The sequence below is a fragment of the Streptomyces sp. NPDC002838 genome (assembly GCF_040295365.1).
Classification (GTDB): Bacteria; Actinomycetota; Actinomycetes; order Streptomycetales; family Streptomycetaceae; genus Streptomyces.
In genome coordinates this window covers 185149-203363 of the sequence record NZ_JBEOVF010000003.1, presented here as the reverse complement: position 1 = coordinate 203363, position 18215 = coordinate 185149, and the positions used below count along the sequence as shown (strand labels likewise).

General features: G+C 71.9%; 16 protein-coding genes and 1 pseudogene. 9 read left to right on the top strand and 8 right to left on the bottom strand.

From position 1 onward, the window contains the following. Positions 1-398 precede the first annotated feature (398 nt). Positions 399-1262, bottom strand: a complete 864-nt coding sequence (locus tag ABT063_RS05890; protein WP_351055933.1) for an acyl-CoA dehydrogenase family protein — start codon at positions 1260-1262, stop codon at positions 399-401. Positions 1263-1270: 8 nt separating this feature from the next. Beyond that, a complete protein-coding gene (locus tag ABT063_RS05885; RefSeq protein ID WP_351055931.1) occupies positions 1271-2425 on the bottom strand; it encodes an acyl-CoA dehydrogenase in 1155 nt (384 codons plus the stop codon). A 140-nt stretch (positions 2426-2565) separates the two neighbouring features. On the opposite strand from ABT063_RS05885, the gene ABT063_RS05880 reads away from it, so the two are divergent. Next, positions 2566-4083, top strand: coding sequence for a class I adenylate-forming enzyme family protein (locus tag ABT063_RS05880; protein WP_351055930.1), 1518 nt, complete (start codon positions 2566-2568; stop codon positions 4081-4083). Positions 4084-4165: 82 nt separating this feature from the next. Here ABT063_RS05880 and ABT063_RS05875 read toward each other — a convergent pair whose 3' ends face one another. Both ABT063_RS05875 and ABT063_RS05870 read right to left on the bottom strand, forming a co-directional pair. Continuing rightward, the gene (locus ABT063_RS05875; protein WP_351055929.1) at positions 4166-4678 is read right to left on the bottom strand and encodes an EF-hand domain-containing protein; all 513 of its coding nucleotides are present in this window, start codon (positions 4676-4678) and stop codon (positions 4166-4168) included. 185 nt (positions 4679-4863) lie between these two features. Beyond that, a complete protein-coding gene (locus ABT063_RS05870; protein WP_351056142.1) occupies positions 4864-5253 on the bottom strand; it encodes an STAS domain-containing protein in 390 nt (129 codons plus the stop codon). A 350-nt stretch (positions 5254-5603) separates the two neighbouring features. Here ABT063_RS05870 and ABT063_RS05865 point away from each other — a divergent pair, with 350 nt between their 5' ends. The 4 genes and pseudogenes from ABT063_RS05865 (at position 5604) to ABT063_RS05850 (ending at position 8013) form a co-directional block, all read left to right on the top strand. Then, entirely contained in the window at positions 5604-6185 is a 582-nt protein-coding gene (locus ABT063_RS05865) for a sigma-70 family RNA polymerase sigma factor (RefSeq protein WP_351055928.1), read from the top strand. Then, on the top strand, positions 6182-7618 hold the full coding sequence (locus ABT063_RS05860; RefSeq protein ID WP_351055926.1) for a maleylpyruvate isomerase N-terminal domain-containing protein: 1437 nt from the start codon (positions 6182-6184) through the stop codon (positions 7616-7618). The genes ABT063_RS05865 and ABT063_RS05860 overlap by 4 nt, the downstream gene beginning before the upstream one ends. Before the next feature lie 52 nt (positions 7619-7670). Then, positions 7671-7856: pseudogene (locus ABT063_RS05855) on the top strand (Scr1 family TA system antitoxin-like transcriptional regulator); the annotation flags it as partial. 34 nt (positions 7857-7890) lie between these two features. Beyond that, a complete protein-coding gene (locus tag ABT063_RS05850; RefSeq protein WP_351055924.1) occupies positions 7891-8013 on the top strand; it encodes a DUF397 domain-containing protein in 123 nt (40 codons plus the stop codon). Between the two features lie 30 nt (positions 8014-8043). Here the strand turns inward: ABT063_RS05850 and purU are convergent, their stop codons facing one another. Together purU and ABT063_RS05840 are read right to left on the bottom strand one after the other, a co-directional pair. Then, positions 8044-8925, bottom strand: a complete 882-nt coding sequence (gene purU, locus ABT063_RS05845) for a formyltetrahydrofolate deformylase (protein WP_351055923.1) — start codon at positions 8923-8925, stop codon at positions 8044-8046. Positions 8926-9001: 76 nt separating this feature from the next. Next, the gene (locus tag ABT063_RS05840; RefSeq protein WP_351055921.1) at positions 9002-9502 is read right to left on the bottom strand and encodes an SCO4402 family protein; all 501 of its coding nucleotides are present in this window, start codon (positions 9500-9502) and stop codon (positions 9002-9004) included. A 118-nt stretch (positions 9503-9620) separates the two neighbouring features. Between ABT063_RS05840 and ABT063_RS05835 the strand changes: the two genes are divergently transcribed. After that, positions 9621-10925 carry an ABC transporter substrate-binding protein gene (locus tag ABT063_RS05835; protein ID WP_351055919.1) on the top strand — a complete coding sequence of 435 codons (1305 nt, stop codon included), beginning with the start codon at positions 9621-9623 and terminating at the stop codon, positions 10923-10925. Positions 10926-10953: 28 nt separating this feature from the next. On the opposite strand, the gene ABT063_RS05830 is transcribed toward ABT063_RS05835, so the two are convergent. Together ABT063_RS05830 and ABT063_RS05825 are read right to left on the bottom strand one after the other, a co-directional pair. Further along, positions 10954-12960 carry a hypothetical protein gene (locus ABT063_RS05830; RefSeq protein WP_351055918.1) on the bottom strand — a complete coding sequence of 669 codons (2007 nt, stop codon included), beginning with the start codon at positions 12958-12960 and terminating at the stop codon, positions 10954-10956. A 234-nt stretch (positions 12961-13194) separates the two neighbouring features. Further along, positions 13195-14580: an NsdA family TPR-like regulatory protein gene (locus ABT063_RS05825; RefSeq protein WP_351055916.1), complete on the bottom strand. Its 1386-nt coding sequence runs from the start codon at positions 14578-14580 to the stop codon at positions 13195-13197. A 536-nt stretch (positions 14581-15116) separates the two neighbouring features. Between ABT063_RS05825 and ABT063_RS05820 the strand changes: the two genes are divergently transcribed. From ABT063_RS05820 to ABT063_RS05810, 3 genes are read left to right on the top strand one after another with little or no spacing between them, the layout of a single operon-like run. Further along, on the top strand, positions 15117-15779 hold the full coding sequence (locus ABT063_RS05820) for a bifunctional DNA primase/polymerase (protein ID WP_351055915.1): 663 nt from the start codon (positions 15117-15119) through the stop codon (positions 15777-15779). 34 nt (positions 15780-15813) lie between these two features. Next, positions 15814-16608, top strand: coding sequence for an ABC transporter ATP-binding protein (locus ABT063_RS05815; protein WP_351055914.1), 795 nt, complete (start codon positions 15814-15816; stop codon positions 16606-16608). Beyond that, complete coding sequence (locus tag ABT063_RS05810) at positions 16605-18206, top strand: transporter (RefSeq protein ID WP_351055913.1); 1602 nt, start codon at positions 16605-16607, stop codon at positions 18204-18206. The genes ABT063_RS05815 and ABT063_RS05810 overlap by 4 nt, the downstream gene beginning before the upstream one ends. Positions 18207-18215: the final 9 nt, after the last annotated feature.

The following is an 18215-nucleotide window of genomic DNA, read 5'->3' as shown; positions in this document are numbered from 1 at the left end:
GGAACGTGAATCCCTTGTGGGACAGCATGGTTGACGTACAGTCACGCCAACAAGCGCTTCGGGCATATTCCAGCGCGAAGGAGTACCCGTGCGGCATACTGTGCGACGCTCGTCGCAAGGAGTCGAACAGGCGGGGTCAACAGGCCTTCCCGCCCTGCGAACAGCGGCGCGCACCGCCGGATCCGGAGCCGCCCCACGGGCAACACCGGCCTGGCTCACGCTCGGAACCACTCGCATCCCACACAAGGTACCGGAGCGGGCGGCCGACTCCGGGACGTGACGAGTCACACATAGGACACAAGCCGATATCAACGCTCCGTAATTCCGGTATGCCACGATCCGCGACACTCACCCCGGGAGGTCGCGCGATTTCGCAGCCCAGCGCCCTCGACGACACCTCAGGCCGACAGGTCGACCGCGAGCAGTTCCTCACTCTCCGTGACTCCGCCGCCACGACGTGTTCGCACCCATGTCCGTTTCAGATGCAGGTGCACCTCGCTCTCCCAGGTGAAGCCCATGCCGCCGTGCACCTGGAGGCAGTCCCGCGCGCCGCGCACGGCGGCCTCCTCGGCGAGCAGCCGGGCCGCCGCGATGTCGGCCGGGTCGGCGGTGACGGCAGCCGCGTACACCGCCGCGCGGGCCACCTCCGCCCGCACCAGCATCTCGGCGCACAGGTGTTTCACCGCCTGGAAGGCCCCGATCGGCTGCCCGAACTGCTCACGCGTCCGGGCGTGTTGCACCGCCAGCTCGCACGCGCGCGTGGCGGTGCCCAGCTGCTCGGCGGCGGTGAGGAGCACGGCGACCGGATCCGGCGGGCTCTCGGCGGCCACCCGGTGCAGCGGCGTCAGCGGGTCCACCGACCGCAGTGGTACGGCCCCCGCCGCATCCCCGCGTACGACGTCCGCCTCCGCCAGCCACTCCACCAGCCCGCCGTCCACGGCGGTCACGACCGCCTCCCCGGTGGCCGCGCCCGGCACGGTCCCGGCGGCGAGGTGGGTCGCCACCAGCGGCCCCGGCAGCAGGGCCCGCCCGGCCTCCTCGAAGGCCAACACCGCCTCGGGCAGACCGAGTCCGACCCCGCCGTCCGCCTCCGGCAGCCGTAGCGCGAAGAACCCGGCCTCGCCCAGCTCCCGCCACAGCGCGCGATCCAGCCCCGGCGCCCGAACGGCCGCCCACAGCGCCTCGCTGTCGAACCGCCGCGCCAGCAGCTGCCGTACGCCGTCCCGCAACGCTCGCTGATCCTCGGTGAGTTGGAATCTCATGCGCGCTCTCACCGCCCCTTCGGCAGTCCGAGGATCCGCTCGGCCACGATGTCGCGCTGGATCTGTGAGGTGCCGGCGGCGATGGTGTACGACAGCGAGGACAGCCGGTCGAGCACCCACGGCCGGTCGAGATCGAGGGCCTGGGGGCCGAGGACGTCGGCCGCGGTGTCGTACAGCTCCTGCCGTGCGTGCGAGTACCTCAGTTTGAAAACCGAACCGCCTACGCCCGGTACGCCACCGGTGCGTTCCGCCTCGCTGACGTTCCACTGCGTCAGCCGCCACAGGGCGCGGAGCTCGGCGTTCAGCCGGCCCAGCCGCCGCCGCAGCACCGGATCGTCCCAACGACCGTTCTCCCGTGCCGTACGGGCGAGTTCGCCCAGCACGCGCCTGCACGCCACGACCTCGCCGACGAACGCCGTGCCGCGTTCGAAGGACAGCGTCACCATGGTCACGCGCCAGCCGTCGTTCTCGTCCCCGACCCGGCCCGAGACCGGCACCCGCACCTCGTCGAGGAACACCTCGGCGAACTCGGCCGAGCCGGCAAGGGTCTTCAAAGGCCGCACGGTGATGCCCGGCGTATCCATGGACAGGGCGAGCCAGGTGATGCCCCGGTGCTTCGGCGCCTCGGGGTCGGTCCGCACCAACAGCTCGCACCAGTCGGCGACTTCGGCATGTGAGGTCCAGATCTTGGACCCGCTCACCACATAGTCGTCGCCGTCCCTGCGCGCGCGCGTGCGCAGCGCCGCGAGGTCGCTCCCGGCGTCCGGTTCGCTGAATCCCTGGCACCACACCTCCTCGCCCCGCAGGATCGGCGGCAGCCAGCGCGCCCGCTGCTCGGCCGTCCCCTCGGCGGCGATGGTCGGCCCGGCGTGCAGCAGTCCGACGAAATTGGCCCCCACATAGGGGGCGCCCGCCTTCTCCGCCTCCTCCAGGAAGATCAGGTGCTGGGTGGGGGTCGCGCCCTGGCCGCCGGCGTCGACGGGCCAGTGCAGGCCCGCGTATCCGGCGTCGTAGAGCATCCGCTGCCAGCCGAGGTCGTAGGCGCGACGGCCCGGCCAGTCGTCGGGGGACGGCTTCCGGGGCAGCGTGGGCAGCACCTTCGCCAGCCACTCCCTCAACCGTGCCCGGAACTCCCGCTCTTCCGGCGTGTCCGCGAGGTCCATGCGCGCTCCTGATCTGATGGTTCGTCAGATCTTCGATTCTCCGGGAAGGCTAACCCCGCACCCCTGGACCGACAAGGCGTCGAGTCTTACGCTCTGCCCACGCCGATCTGACTAACCGTCAGCTAACACAGGGGGCCGCTGTGAACGACACCGCCCACGAGCTCAGCACATCCCGCACCCTCTGGGACCTGGCCGCCCGCCGCGCCGACCTCACCCCCGACCGACCGGTCCTCCTCCAGGACGACCGCAGGCTGACCTTCGGGGAACTGCGCGACCGGGCCGAGCGGGTGGCGGCCGGGCTGTACGGCATGGGCGTGCGCCCCGGCACGGTCGTCGCCTGGCAGCTGCCCACCCGCATCGAGACGGCGGTGCTGTCCTTCGCGCTGGCCCGCCTGGGCGCCGTACAGACGCCGGTCATCCCCTTCTACCGGGACCGCGAGGTGGGGTTCGCGCTGCGGGAGTCCAAGGCGGAGTACTTCGCCGTGCCGGGCGAGTGGCGCGGCTTCGACCACGCGGAGATGGCGCGGCGGCTGGGCGCGAAGGGCGTCTTCGAGGCGTACGACCGCCTGCCGGACGGCGATCCCTCCGTGCTGCCCCCGCCGCCCGCCGAGGGCACCTCGGTCCGCTGGATCTACTGGACCTCGGGGACGACCTCCGACCCCAAGGGCGTGCTGCACACGGACCGTTCGCTGATCGCCGGCGGCTCCTGCCTCGCCCACGCGCTACGGCCCTCCGCGTCCGACGTAGGCTCGATCGCCTTTCCGTACGCCCACATAGGCGGCCCGGACTACATGGTGATGCTGCTGCTGTACGGCTTCCCGGCGGTGATGTTCGAGCAGTTCGCGCTGCCGGACGCGCTGGAGGGGTACCGCGCGCACGGGGTGACGATGGCGGGCGGGTCGACGGCGTTCTACTCGATGTTCCTTACCGAGCAGCGCAAGCAGCCGGGGGTCCCGGTCGTCCCGACCCTGCGGTTGCTCGCGGGCGGCGGGGCGCCCAAACCGCCGGAGCTGTACCACGCCGTCGTACGGGAGATGGGCGTGCGGCTCACCCACGGCTACGGCATGACCGAGGTGCCGATGATCACGATGGGGGCGGCGGACGACACGGCGGAGAACCTGGCCACGACTGAGGGGCGGCCGCCGGAGGGGATGGAGATCCGGATCGTGGACGGGGAGGTACGGCTGCGCGGGGAGGCCGTGTGCCAGGGGTATCTGGATCCGGCCCAGACGACGGAGGCCTTCGACGAGGAGGGGTTTCTGCGCACCGGTGACCTCGGGCGGCTGACGGACAGCGGGCATCTGGTGCTCACCGGGCGGCTCAAGGACGTCATCATCCGCAAGGGCGAGAACATCTCGGCCCAGGAGATCGAGGACCTGCTGCACCGGCATCCGGCCGTCGGGGACGTGGCCGTCATCGGGTTGCCGGACGCGGCACGCGGGGAGCTGGTCTGCGCGGTCGTCGAACAGCCGCCGGGAGCCGAGGCGCTGACCCTGGAGGCGGTGACGTCGTATCTGCGCGCGGAAGGGCTGTCGGTGCACAAGCTGCCGGAGCGGCTGGAGGTGGTCGACGCCCTTCCGCGGGGCGAGACGCTGCGGAAGGTGCTCAAGTACAAGCTGCGGGAGCGGTTTTCCGGGACTGCGGGGATGGTGACGTAACGGTCGTCCGGGGACGCGTGGACGGGAGCGTCACTCCTGGACAGCGAACGGACGCGTCACTCGGCAACGGGGGACGGACGCGTCACTCGGGGACGGTGAAGTAGCGGGCGAAGGCGGACACGATCTCGGTCTCCGCCACCCTGCCGTCGCCGTCCTGGTCGAGCGTGGCGGCCGCCGTGCGGGCGACGTCCTCGGCCGCGCCGAGGGACTTCAGCGCCCGTACGGTGTCCTCGACGGTGGCCTTTCCGTCGCCGTCCGGGTCGGCCAGGTCGAGGGCCGCGTGCAGGAAGGGGCGGGCGATCTCGGCGAACCGCTCCGGGTTGTCGCGCAGGCGCTTGACCGCGCCGCCGACGAACTCGTCCCGGGTGATGCGCTGGTCGCCGTCCCGGTCCGCGATGCCGGCCATGCCCTGCCAGAACGCCTCGGCGCCGAGGTAGAGGGCCTGTCCCTTGTCGGACCGGGCCGCCGTACCGAACTCCGCGAGCAGCGCCTTGGCCGCCCCGCTGAAGTCCTCCCGGTCGATGTAACCGTTGCCGTCCTGGTCGAAGGTGGCGAACCGGGCGGCGATCCTGCGCTCGTACTCGCTGCTGACCATGTCTCTTCGGGCCGCCTTTACGTCACGTCGGGTGCATGCTGGCACGGAGCGTACGACGCCGAGGGGCCTCCGGGCGCGCGAAAACGACGGTTGCGCCAAGACCGGAGGAATTTCGGGACAACGGCGTGGCAGAGCCGTGACCCTGGTCGGTCGGTTCCGTCGGTCGGTCGGTGCGCCGGCTTCGGTCACGCCGACAGCGGGTCGACGTCCTCCTCGTCCTCCTCGACCGCCGACGCCAGGTCCGGGTGGACGTCGAACAGGCGGCGGACGCCCAGCGCGGCCAGGACCCGGTTGACGTGGGAGCCGTCCACCGCTCCGTTGGCCGGCAGTATCAGGCGCAGGCGGCCCTGGCAGGAGCGGATGAGGCGGCGGGAGGCGATGAGGACGCCGACGCCGCTGGAGTCGCAGAAGAAGACCTCGGAGAGGTCGAGGACGAGGCTGTGACGGCCCTCGGCCACCGCGTCGTGCACCCGCTGACGCAGCGCCGGCGACGTCACCAGGTCCAGCTCGCCCGACACCCTGAGCACGGCCCACTCGCCCTGCCCACTGTCGGTCACATTGAACGCCACCACCATGCCCTTCATCCGCCGGAACGCAAACGGAAGCCATCCTTACGCTTCCTTGCAGCGCGGCTGCCCAGCGGCCGTTCCCTGAAACACGGCCCGAGAAACGGAAGCAAATCGAAAGAGGCTTGTTTCCGACGCAATCGATCCTGTTCGATCAGGTCTGATCGCACGCTGCGTGGGTAGACGCCGCGTGCGAGGGGCCGTGCGTCAAGGTCCACTACCACCTGCGGACCGTCAGGGGGCGCGCATTGGCACAAAGGAGCGTGCGTTGTCGGAGGTGCCGACTACATTCGAGGAGACGGTGGGCACAGGCTTGACCGGGGACGGGCAACCGGGGACGGGCAAGGTGAGGGGGCCGCATGGCGAAGAAGGACGCACCGCCCCGCTGGGACCGCAAGATGCAGCAGCGGCTCGCACGCGGTGAGGCGGCCGCCCTCGGCGAGCTCTACGACCGCTTCGCTTCCCTCGTGTACAGCCTCGCCCACCGCGTACTCGGAGACGAACGCGCCGCCGACGGCATCACCCGTGACGTCTTCGCCCACGTCTGGGAGCACCCCGACGCCTACGACCCCAAACAGGGCCCCCTGCGCTCCTGGGTGGCCACGCTGACCCACCGCCTCGCCGTTCAGCGGCTGCGCGCCACCGAGACGGCCGCCCTCGCCCAGGACGGCCACGGCTCCACCGAGGAACTGGAGCGCAAGGTCCGCCACGCCTCGGTCGCCGCCCGCGCCGACTACATCGTCCAGTCCATGCCCGTCCCGCTGCGCACCGCCCTGGAGATGGCCTACTTCCACCGCCGCGACTACCGCCAGACCGCCGCCGACCTGGACCTCACCGAGGACGAGGCCCGGCGCCGCCTCCGCCTGGGCCTGCAACTGCTGTCCACCGCCCACAACGCCGCGGCGCCGGGGGCTCCGCCCGGATACGGGGGTGCGGTGTGAGCGGAGCGGGGCACTTCGAGGCATACGACGAGCACGGCGACGAGCACGACGGGGACGAGGGAGAGTACAGCGCCGCCATCGAGGGCGGCGAGGACGGCAAGGGCGGCGCGGACGAGCAGCAGGTCCGTTACGGCCGCCCAGGCCGCCCAGAAGGCCCGAGCGACCCCGACGACCCTGACGGCCCGGGAGGCGGCAACAGCCCCGACCCCGACCGGCACCCCCGTATACCCATGCCCCGCGCCCCCGTCGAGGACGGCGACCGGCCGCTGCCCACGCTGGAGGAGCTGGGAGACCTGGCACCCCGGCCCACCCCCGCCCCGCTCGCCCTGGAGCATCACGTCCTGAAGTCGCTCCTCGGGGCGTGGGCGCTGGCCGCCTGCTCGGTGGAGGAGACGCTGGCCGTGGAGGAACACCTCGGCGACTGCGGCTCCTGCGCGGACGAGGCGCTGCGGCTGCGCGAGGCGGTCGGCCTGTTGCAGCGCCCGGAGAGCCTCGACCTGGACCCCGGCCTGCGCACCCGCGTTCTGGAGGGCTGCCTGGACCGGCGCCCGCCGCGCATCCCGGTGCCCCAGTGGGCGGCTCCGTACGACGCCGAGACCGCCCGCCTTGATGCCCTGTTGCAGGACTTCGGCGACGCCGAGTGGCACGCGCCCGTGCGGCTGCGCTGGTTCGAGGGCGAGGAGGAGACGAACCGTCGTACGACGGTCGCCGGGGTCATCGCGCATCTGCTGACCGTGGACGGCCTGGTCGCGGTCGCCCTCGGACTCGACGACCCGCTGGGCGACGTCGTCGCGCGGGCCCCCACGCCGTCCGCCCGCACCGAGGCGTACTGGCGGGCCTCGCACTTCCCGCCCACCCGCTCCGTGCGGGCGCCCTGGCGGGAGCAGAGCCACGACCTGGTGCGCACGGTGTCGTTCACCGGCGGCGGCGCCGGGAAGCTGGCGGTGCCGTACGGCGGCTGCGAACTGCCGTTGCACGACGCCATGCTGGACCGCGCCTTCGAGTGCTGGGTGCACGCGGAGGACATCGCCGAGGCGGTCGACTATCCGTACAAGCCGCCCTCCCCGCGCCATGTCAACAGCATGATCGACCTCGCGGCCCGGATGCTGCCCGGCGCGCTGGCCGTACGGCGGCAGAACGGGCTGGCCTCACCGGCACTCGGACGACACCTCGTCCCGGCGGGCGCGCCCGGCCGCAGCCTGCGGCTGGAGATCGAGGGGCATGGGGGCGGCGAGTGGCTGATCCCGCTGGACTCGCCCGGCGCGGTGGGCTCCGCCGAGCACGAGGTGGCGCATGTGGCGCTGGACGGCGTGGAGTTCTGCCGGCTGGCAGCGGGACATGTGTCTCCGACGGAGGCGGCGGCTGGGCAACTCGGTGACCGGGAGGCGATCAGGGATGTGCTGTTCGCTGCGGCGTCGTTGAGCCGGATGTAGGTTGCCGGCGGTCGCTTCGGGGCCGGGTGATGTTCACGGTCGGCTCCGGGGGATGCGCTCGCCGCGGCTGAGCGCGATGCGAAGGGTTGGGGTCGTGTTGTCCGAACCCCAGACAACGGACCAGGACCCCGAGGCGGTTGAAGAGCAGGTTGCCGCCCGCTTGGGGCGCCAGCTCCTGCTGCGCAGGAACCCGGCCCCCAGCGTCCGCTTCGTCATCGACGAACTCGCGTTCCGTCGTCCCTCATCAGGGGCGTACTGGAGGAGCTCAGATCATGAAGCACACCCACGACCTCGTCCCCGTACGCGACAGCAAGGTCCCGGACGGCGGGGTGCTCGTGTTCGGGGCGGCCTCCTGGGCGTCGTTCCTGACGAAGGTCAAGAGCGAAGAGCGGTGATCCAGGGGGCAGGCCCGCTCCGCAGTTGACCTACGCGAACACCACCGTCCGTCGCCCGTTCAGCAGAATCCGGCGCTCCGCATGCCACTTCACCGCCCGCGCCAGCGCCTGGCACTCCACATCGCGCCCGATCGCGACCAGCTGGTCCGGGGTCACGTCGTGGCCGACCCGCTCGACCTCCTGCTCGATGATCGGCCCCTCGTCGAGGTCGGCGGTCACGTAGTGGGCGGTGGCGCCGATCAGCTTCACTCCGCGCGCATGTGCCTGGTGGTACGGCTTCGCGCCCTTGAAGCTCGGCAGGAAGGAGTGGTGGATGTTGATGATCCGGCCGCTGAGCTGCTTGCACAGGTCGTCGGAGAGCACCTGCATGTAGCGGGCGAGCACGACCAGCTCGACGTTCTCGTCGCGCACGATCTCCAGCAGCCGCGCCTCGGCTTCCGGCTTGGTGTCCTTCGTCACCGGAATGTGGTGGAAGGGGATGTTGTACGACCCCACGAGCTCGGCGAAGTCGGTGTGGTTGGACACCACGGCGGCGATCTCCACCGGCAGCGCGCCGATGCGGGCGCGGAACAGCAGGTCGTTCAGGCAGTGGCCGAACTTGCTGACCATCAGGACGATCCGCATCTTCTCCTCGGCCCGGTGGATCTGCCAGTCCATCTGGAAGGAGTCACCGATCGCCGCGAAGCTGGCCCGCAGCTTGTCCACGGTCACCGGCGCCTCCGCCGAGAAGTGGACGCGCATGAAGAACAGTCCCGTGTCGTGGTCGCCGAACTGCTGGCTGTCCTCGATGTTGCAGCCGGTCATGAAGAGGTAGCTCGACACGGCGTGCACGATGCCCTGCTTGTCGGGGCAGGACAGGATCAGGACGTACTGGTCGGCGGGAGCGGCGGCTCGGGTGGACTGCTCGTTCATGCAGGACAGGGTCCCATATCCGGCGCCCGGGCCCGATCGCCGTCTCGTCAGGCAGACCGCATCGGGGCCGGCCGCCTCAGGCCGACCGCGTGAGTATCCGCAGTACCTCCAGCGTGCGCGGTGGCGCGTCCGGGTCCTCGCCGTCGGCCATCGCCATCCGGACGTGCGCGTCCCGCGCCGCCCTGACCGCTTCGGGCCACGCCTGGTGGTCGACGTAGGCGGAGACGGGCGCGTCCGGGCCGACCTGGTGCATGATCCGCAGCACCCGGAGTACGGCGGTGTCGACCAGCGCGGCCTCCTGGGAGTCCCGGAAGATCGTGCCGACGTACTTCTCGGCGGACCAGTTGTCCAGCCAGGTGTCCTCGACCAGGCGGTACACGGCGTCGGTGACGTCCCCGTATCCCTCGACGCCGGCCAGCCAGACGTCCCGCTGGAACACCGGATCGGAGAGCATGTGCAGCGCGGAGCGCACATTGCTGCGCCAGCGCCACCACGGCATATCGTTCTGTGGCATGCCGCCCATGGTGGAGGAGCGACGGCCGCGACGGGAAGAGTTCTCCGAATCCTGCACGGTCATCGATCGTACGTTCTCCTCCCCAGGAGCCTCACCGGCCCCCCTCTGTTCACCTTCACGCCACCAACAGATAACCAAAGGGCACACTCGGGTTAGCGATGTGGCGGAAGCGTGTCTGTCCATGGCCAGCAGGCGACGCAATCGACGCATCATCCACCCCGCGTTCACCCGACCCGTCCGGGCCACCGCCCTCGCCACGGGGGCGCTGGTGGCGTGTGCGTCGCTCGCCGCCGGATGCGGGGTCGTCCCCGGTACCACGGGGGGTTCCGGGGACGGTCCGATCAAGGTCATGACCTGGGCACCGGAGGCCACCAACGCGACCAACAAGCCCGGCATGCCCGCCTTCGCCCAGGCCTACGCCCGCTGGGTCAACTCGCGGGGCGGCATCAACGGCCGCGAACTCACCGTACTGACCTGCAACGACCGCAACGACAGCGTGGCCGCCGCCAGGTGCGCCCGGCGCGCGGTCAAGGAGAACGTCGTCGCGGTCGTCGGCTCCTACAGCCAGCACGCCGACTCCTTCTTCCCGCCCCTGGAGGGCGCCGGCATCCCGTACATAGGCGGCTACGGCCTCACCACCGCCGAGTTCACCAGCCCGCTCTCCTACCCCGTCAACGGCGGCCAGCCCGCGCTCCTGGCCGGTCTCGGCAAGTCGCTGGCCGGCTGCGGACCCGTGGCGCTGATACGGCCCGACACCATCGCGGGCGACGAGCTGCCGAACCTGCTCGACTCCGGTCTGACGGCGGGCGGGCACGAGGTCGCGGAGGACCTGCGGGCGGCGGACGACGCCACCGAGTACTCCGAGCAGTCGGAACAGGCGCTCGAGGAGACCACCACCAGCCTGGAGAAGCAGGGGTGCGTGGTGCCCGCGCTCGGCGACCGCACCGGCACCTTCATGGACTCCTTCCGCCGCGCCCGCGTGGACTACCCCGCCGTGCGGACCGGCATGGTGCTCGGCGACGTCGACCAGACGGGGATCGACGCCTCCGGCGGGCGGTCCGGTCCGTACGAGGGGTCGTACATCACCGGCTGGTACCCGGTGGAGACGGACGCGCGCTGGGACACGATGAAGAAGGTGATCAGCGGGGAGGCCTTCGGCGACAACCGCATCGACGCGGCGGACGCCGGTGTGCAGACCACCTGGATCGCGTACAGCGTGTTCCAGAAGGTCGTCGAATCGCTGGGCGACGGTGAGGTGTCCGCCAACTCCGTGCGCAAGACCCTGGACGACGGAATCAAGGTCGACACGGGCGGACTGACGCCGCCGCTCCAGTGGCGGTTCCAGGGTCCGCTCGCCGCCGTCGGTTTCCCGCGTCTGGTCAACACCGACGTGACCCTGCAGGTGGTACGGCAGGGCCGGCTGGTGTCGGCCAAGAAGGGCTTCACCGACGTGACGGCCACGCTGCGGAACGCCGAGCTGAACTGAGGGGCCGGGCGGCTCCGGCCCCCTCCGGTCAGAGCTGGGTCGGCTGGCGCTGGGTCAGGCCGTACGTCTTCGCGATCGTGTTCCACAGCTGGGCCGCCTTGACCTTCTCGGTGCTGGCGGTGCCGCTCGCCCGGTTGCCCGCCTGGGTCTGCCCGGTGACGCGGGCCTGACCCTTCTTGCAGCCCTTCTTGCCGGCCGCCTGGTCGGCCCAGGCCGCGTAGTGGTTGTCGGCCGACGCGGACGCCTTCCACGCCTTGGTGAGGGCGTCGGTCAGCGCGGCGTGGTTCGGCAGCTTGTCGACCGAGAGGGCGGACAGGCGCGTCACCAGGCCGTTGCGCTGCCCGGCCGCCTCGCGCAGGTCCTTGGCCGCCTGGCCGAGGCTCTTGCAGGCCTTCACGTTGGCCACCGCGTTGATCACCGAGGCGCGGCTGTCGCCGCTGTCCGCGAGCAGCCTGTCCAGGGCGACGGCCTGCTGCTTCGCCGGGTCGGCGGACGGCGAGGCCGAGCCGTCGGTCGCCGGGGCGGTGGCGGAGACGGTCTGGTTCTTGTCGTCGCCCTTGTCGTCGCCGCCGCCGGCGAGCAGCGCGCCCGCGCCGATACCGAGGACGGCGATGCCGACGCCGACGGCGGCGATGAGGGGCACGCGCGATCCGGCTCGGCGGCCTCGACCGCCGCCGTCGTCGTACGCGGAGGGCGGGCCGGCGTACGACGGCTGGGGGGACTGCGTGTACGGCGCCTGGGCGCCGGGCATGGCCTCGGGCTGCTGGAGGAGCGGCAGCTGCTGGGTGGCGGCCGGGCCGCCCGGCTCGCTGCGGAAGAGGTTGTCGAACTCGGCGGGCGTCTGCCGGTCCCCGCCGTACGCCACCCCGGCGGGCTGCTGCCCGGGCACGGGCGGTATGTACTGCGTGGCCTCGGCGTCGGGGCCGGCGGCGGGCGGCAGTGGGCCGGGGGACGGCATGGGGCCGGGGCCGGAGGAGGGCTGAGGTGCCGCTCCGGGCCTGGGGCCGCCTCGGCGCACACGGCCGAGGATCTGAGTCGACTCGGAGGGCGATTCCGCGGGCGATTCGGCGTTCACCTCGGGCGGCAGCGCCCCGGGGCCCACCGGCGGTATGTACTGCGTCGCTCCCTCGTCGGCCGGCGAGGGGGCGGTCCGCGGGTACTGGGTGGCTCCGTCCTTTGAGGCCGCGACCGGCGGTATGTACTGGGTGGCGCCCTCGTCGGCGGCCGGCAGCGGGGCGGAGCCGGGCGCGCTGTGTCTGGGCGCCGGGAGGAAGCCGCTCGAGTCACCGGGTCCCGCGGGGGCGCCGTAGCCCCCGGCGGACGGCAACGGCCCGCCGTCCTGCGCTGCGGGGGGCAAAGGCGCCCCACCGTCGGAAGCGCCCCCGTACGCACCGGCACCACCGTGCCCTGCGGGCGGCAGGGAGCCGTAACCGCCGTCACCCTGGCCACCGTGTCCCGCCGACGGCATGGAGCCGTAACCCCCGCCGCCCGAGCCGTCATGTCCCGCAGCCGGCAGCGAGCCGTCGCCGCCGGCCGAGCCATAGCCACCGGCACCCGAGCCGCCGTGCCCGGCACCCGGCAGAGAACCGTCCCCGCCGGCCGAGCCGTAAGCCCCGCCGCCCTGCGCCGCGGAGCCGTACCCCTCGGTGCCGTACGTCGATCCCTGTGGCCCCTGCTGGGGTATGCCACCCTGCGCTTCCGGGGTGCCCCAGGCGGGAGGGGGTGTCGGTTCGGCGGAGTTCCAGGGCTGGGCGGGCTGCGTCGACCAGCCCTGGCCCGGGGGTGGGGCCGGGGCCTGGTGCTGGTCGGGGCCCCACGGGGTGCCCCAGGACTGGCCGCCGGGCGGTGCCGAGGCCGGGCCGGACGCGGGCCCGGACGGGGCGCCGGGCGCCGGAACGTTGTGACCGTCGGCCGGTCGGCCGCCGTATCCGCCCGTCATACCCGGCAGCAGGGGTTCCCCGCCGTCGGAGGGCAGCACGATGCCTTCGCGCGCTTCGCGCGCTGAGGGCTCCTCGCCCTGTCCACTCTGCGTCACCGGGACTCCTACTAATGGGGGACCTTCGGAATCGTCGGCTCACGCTACCGGGTCCCCAGAGCCCGGTGCCACGCAGCCAAGGACCTGACCTGCGTCCCTGTGACCGCCGTAACAGATCACCGCGACCACGGTGACAGAGCGGTGACAGAACCGGGCCCCCATCCGCTGTATATGGCCCCCTTCCTCACCCCCAGCTTCGTTTCCGGGCCGTTCACGTCCCCGTCCCTTCCGCGTTCACGCCGCCGCCTGCAGCTCCATCCGCGCGCCGAACTCCCGTACCACCGGCTCGTCCCGGAAGGGATCCAGCCGCTGCTGGAAGTCCTCCAGATACTCGGCGCCCCGGTTGGACCGCACGGTCTCCAGCAACTCCACGGCCTTCAGACCGGTGTTGCAGGCCTGTTCCACCTCCCGCTGCTGCACCTGCGCGGTGGCCAGCAGCACATAGCCGATGGCCCTACGGCGCGCCCGCGACGCGGGGTGCCCGGCCAGGGACTCCCGCGCGCACCGCGCCGCCGCCTCGGCCTGTCCCAGGTCCCGGTGGCAGTGCGCCAACTCGTCGGCCAGATAGGCCTCGTCGAAGTGCGCGATCCACGCCGGGTCGTCCCCGGAGTCCGGGTCCGCCTGCTCCAGGGCGTTCACCGCCCGCCCGGACGCCACCTGGGCCGCCCGCGCGTCGCCCATCAGCGCGTGCCCGCGCGCCTCCGCCGCGTGGAACATGGACTCCGCGCGCGGTGTCACGCGCCCACGCGCCCCTTCCTGCGCCGCCCTCGCCAACTGCGCGATCTCACGCGGGTTTCCGAGCTGCGCGGCGAGGTGGCTCATGGAGGCGGCGAGGACGTACCCGCCGTAGCCGCGGTCGCCCGCCGCCTGGGCGAGCCGCAGCGCCTGGATGTAGTAGCGCTGGGCGAGGCCGGGCTGGCCGGTGTCGATGGCCATGTAGCCCGCGAGTTCGGTCAGCCGGGCCACCGCGGCGAAGAGATCGCGGCCGACCGCCTCGCGGTAGGAGCCCGCCAGCAGCCCGGAGACGACGCTGTTGAGGTAGTGCACGACGACGGGGCGTACGTGCCCGCTGCCGTACTGGTGGTCCAGGTCGACCAGCGCCTGGGTCATCGCGCGTACGGCCGCCACGTCGGACTGGCCCACGCGTGGTCCCGCCGAGCGGGCCACCTGGGAGTCGGGCGAGGAGATCAGCCAGTCGCGGCTGGGCTCGACGAGCGCCGAGGCGGCGACGGAGGAGCCGGACAGGAAGTCCCGGCGGCCCACGTCACTGCGCCACAGCTCGCACACCTGCTCGATGGCGCCCAGGACCGTCGGCGAGAACTGGAGGCCGACGCCCGAGGCGAGGTTCTTGCCGTTGGCCATGCCGATCTCGTCGATCGTGACCGTACGGCCGAGTTTGCGGCCGAGCGCCTCGGCGATGATCGCCGGGGCACGTCCGCGTGGCTGTTGTCCGCGCAACCAGCGCGCCACGGACGTCTTGTCGTACCGCAGATCGAGACCGTGCTCGGCGCCGCACATGTTGACCCGGCGGGCCAGCCCTGCGTTCGAGCAGCCCGCTTCCTGGATGAGCGCCTGCAGCCGTTCGTTCGGCTGCCGCGCGACGAGAGGCCTTGCGGCCATGGCATAACCCCCTGTGGCTGCGGTGCCTGCCCACGCACCGAGTTGATGTGTCTTCCACGGCCCCGCCCCTCGCCTGCCGAGCGAAAGGATCCGGCCGTGAAGATCAATGCCCCGTCCAGACAGCGAAAATGCGAGGCTTGCGAGGATTGCCGGGGTAAAGGCTGATGCCGTCCCCACTCCTGGCTACCCAGCTCAGGTCGCGGTTCCTCCTGCGCGCCCCCACACATGCACCCATGCGCCCCAAATGGGGAATCAGTGCTCCTCCCCCGCGCGCGCAGGTCCTGTCGCCGGACTGGCTTCGTCCGCCCGGAGGGCGGGCCTCGCGGCGGCGATGGGGTGCCCCCGCGCGAGCTCGGTTCGAGCGTGCGATCGCAAGGCGCCGAAAGTTCCTAGTAGCGGAACTACTCGGGCCTTTCGGCAACGCGGCTGGGGTCCCCCCACGCTTTAGGCAGTGGGGGAGTGCGTGCCAGACGCCGCGAGGCAGAAGTCAGTCCGGCGACAGGGCCTGGCCGTAACCCGAGGTGGGGACGGGAGTTGTGTTCAGCGTGGAAGAGACGATCGCGGGCACCGAAGCCGCTCAGATTCCGAAGCAGCGCGGGGAATCGCTGCTGGACGCAGCCGTACGCTACGCCGAGGAGCGCCACTGGGACGTCGTCCCCGGCACCTGGCTGGAAGCCGTCGACGGGGTGCAGCGCTGCTCGTGCGGCGATGCCGCGTGCGCCGCACCCGGCGCGCATCCGGCGCACGGCGACTGGGCGACGCAGGCCACAGGCAGTGCGACCGTCGCGCGCCGGATGTGGCAGAGGCAGCCGACGGCGTCGATCCTGCTGCCCACCGGGCATACGTTCGACGCGATTTCCGTCGCGGAGACGGCCGGGTTCCTGGCACTGGCGCGGATGGAGCGGATGGAGTTGACGCTGGGGCCGGTGACGCTGACGCCGGACCGCCGGATGCACTTCTTCGTGCTGCCGGGTGCGTCGGTGAAGGTGCCGGATCTGGTGCGCAAGCTGGGCTGGTCGCCGTCGTCTCTTGATCTGGTCGCGCTCGGGGAGGGCGAGTACGTCGCGGCGCCTCCCACGCGGTACGGATCGTCGGGGGCGGTGCAGTGGGCCTGCCGTCCCACGCCGGCGAACCGGTGGCTGCCGGACGCGGAGGAGTTGATCTCGCCGCTCGCCTACGCGTGCGGGCGGGATCGGTAACCCGAGGCAAGCTCCCGGACCGTAGGGTTCACCCATGACGTCGGGAGCAGTGGTGGGCGCAGCCGCCGTACGTGTGCGAGGGCTGTGGAAGCGGTTCGGGCAGCAGGTCGCCGTCGCCGGGGTCGATCTGGAGTTGCCCGCGGGGAAGTTCATCGGGCTCGTCGGGCCGAACGGGGCCGGGAAGACCACCACGCTGTCGATGGTGACCGGGCTGCTCAGGCCCGATCAGGGGAGCGTCGAGGTCGTCGGGCACGACGTGTGGCGGGATCCGGTGGAGGTGAAGGCGCGGATCGGGGTGCTGCCGGAGGGGCTCAGGCTGTTCGAGCGGCTGTCCGGCCGCGAACTCCTCGCCTACTCGGGCCGGTTGCGCGGACTGCCCGGCGCCGAGGTCGACAAACGGGCCACGCAGTTGCTGGACGTCCTCGACCTGTCCGGCGCCCAGCACAAGCTTGTCGTCGACTACTCGACCGGCATGCGCAAGAAGATCGGACTCGCCACCGCCCTCCTCCACAACCCCGAAGTGCTCTTCCTGGACGAGCCGTTCGAGGGCGTCGACCCGGTGTCCGCGCAGATCATCCGCGGCGTGCTCGAGCGGTACACGGCGTCCGGCGCCACCGTCGTCTTCTCCTCCCATGTGATGGAGCTCGTCGAGTCCCTGTGCGACTGGGTGGCCGTCATGGCCGCCGGCCGCATTCGCGCCCACGGGCCGCTCGCGGACGTGCGCGGCGAGGCGCCCTCGTTGCAGCGGGCCTTCCTCGAACTCGTCGGCGCGGACGGCCGCGACACCGGCTCCCACCTCGACTGGCTGGGCGGCGGGGCGGCCCGATGAGCACCACGACGGCCTCCATCACCCCTGTCGTCGTACGGCTGAAGCTGTCGCTGTTGCGCAATGGCCTACGGCAGTCCAGCGGGCGACGGGCCGCCTACATCGGGTCTGCCGTCGCCGTGCTGCTCTTCTCCGCCCTGCAGCTGATCGGGCTGATCGCGCTGCGCGGCCACGAGCACGCCGCGTCCGTGGTCGTGCCGCTGGTGGCGGTGCTGGCGGTGGGCTGGGCGGTGATGCCGCTGTTCTTCCCCGGCGGCGACGAGACCCTCGACCCCACCCGCCTGGTGATGCTGCCCCTGCGGCCCCGCCCGCTGGTGCGGGCGCTGCTCGCGGCCTCGCTGGTCGGTATCGGGCCGCTGTTCACGCTGTGCATGCTGGCCGGATCGGTGATCTCCGTCGCGCACGGGGGTGTGGCCTACGTCGTCGGCGTCGTCGGTGGCGTCCTCGCGCTGCTGGTCTGCGTGGCCCTCGCGCGGGCCGTCGCCGCGGCCAACATCCGGCTGCTGACCAGCCGCAAGGGCCGTGATCTGGCGGTGCTGAGCGGACTGGTCGTCGCGATCGGGGCACAGGTGGTGAACTTCGGTGCGCAGCGGCTGAGTTCGGGCGGGCTGGACCAACTCGACGCACCGGCCGAGGTGCTGAAGTGGGTGCCGCCCGCGTCGGCGATCGGGGCGGCGGATTCCGCGAGCGAGGGGTCGTACGGCGTCGCCGTCCTCCAACTCGCCCTGTCCGTCCTCGCGTTGGCTGGGCTGCTGGCCGTGTGGTCGCGGCATCTGACCCGGCTGATGACCGCGCCGGACGGATCGACCCTGCAGGCCATCGACGCCAAGGCCGCCCGGGAGCGGACCTCGACGGGCCTGTCCCGGCTGCTGCCCGGCGGCCGTACCGGCACGGTCATGGAGCGCAGCCTGCGCTATGTGTGGCGCGACCCCAAGACCAAGGCGGCCTGGGTGACGTCCCTCGCGATCGGTCTGATCGTGCCGGTGTTCAACGCCCTGCAGGGCAGCGGCTCGATCTACTTCGCCTGCTTCGCCGCCGGGATGCTCGGCGTGCAGATGTACAACCAGTTCGGGCAGGACTCGTCCGCGTTCTGGATGGTCGCGATGACGATCTCCTCGACCCGGGACGCGTACGTCGAGCTGCGGGCGCGTGCGCTGGCACTGCTGGTGATCACGCTGCCGTACGCCACGCTCGTGACCGTCCTGACGACGGCGCTGCTCGGCGACTGGCCGAAGCTGCCCGAGGTGCTCGGGCTGTCCTTCGCGCTGCTCGGCGCGATGCTGGCGACCGGCGCGTGGACGTCCGCCCGCTTCCCGTACTCCATCCCGCAGGAGGGCTACAAGAACGTCGCTCCCGGGCAGTCCGGGCTCGCCTTCATGGCGATCCTCGGCGGGATGGTCGCGGGTTCCCTGCTGTGCGCCCCCGTCATCGCGGGGACGATCTGGCTGAACGTGAGCGAGGGCGGCGACGAGTGGAGCTGGCTGCTGCTGCCGGTGGGGGCGGTCTACGGGACGGCGATCACGGTGGCGGGGCTGCGGATGGCGGCGCCGCGGACGGCACGGCGGTTGCCGGAGATTCTGATGGCGGTCAGCAAGGGGTGAGGGCGCGCG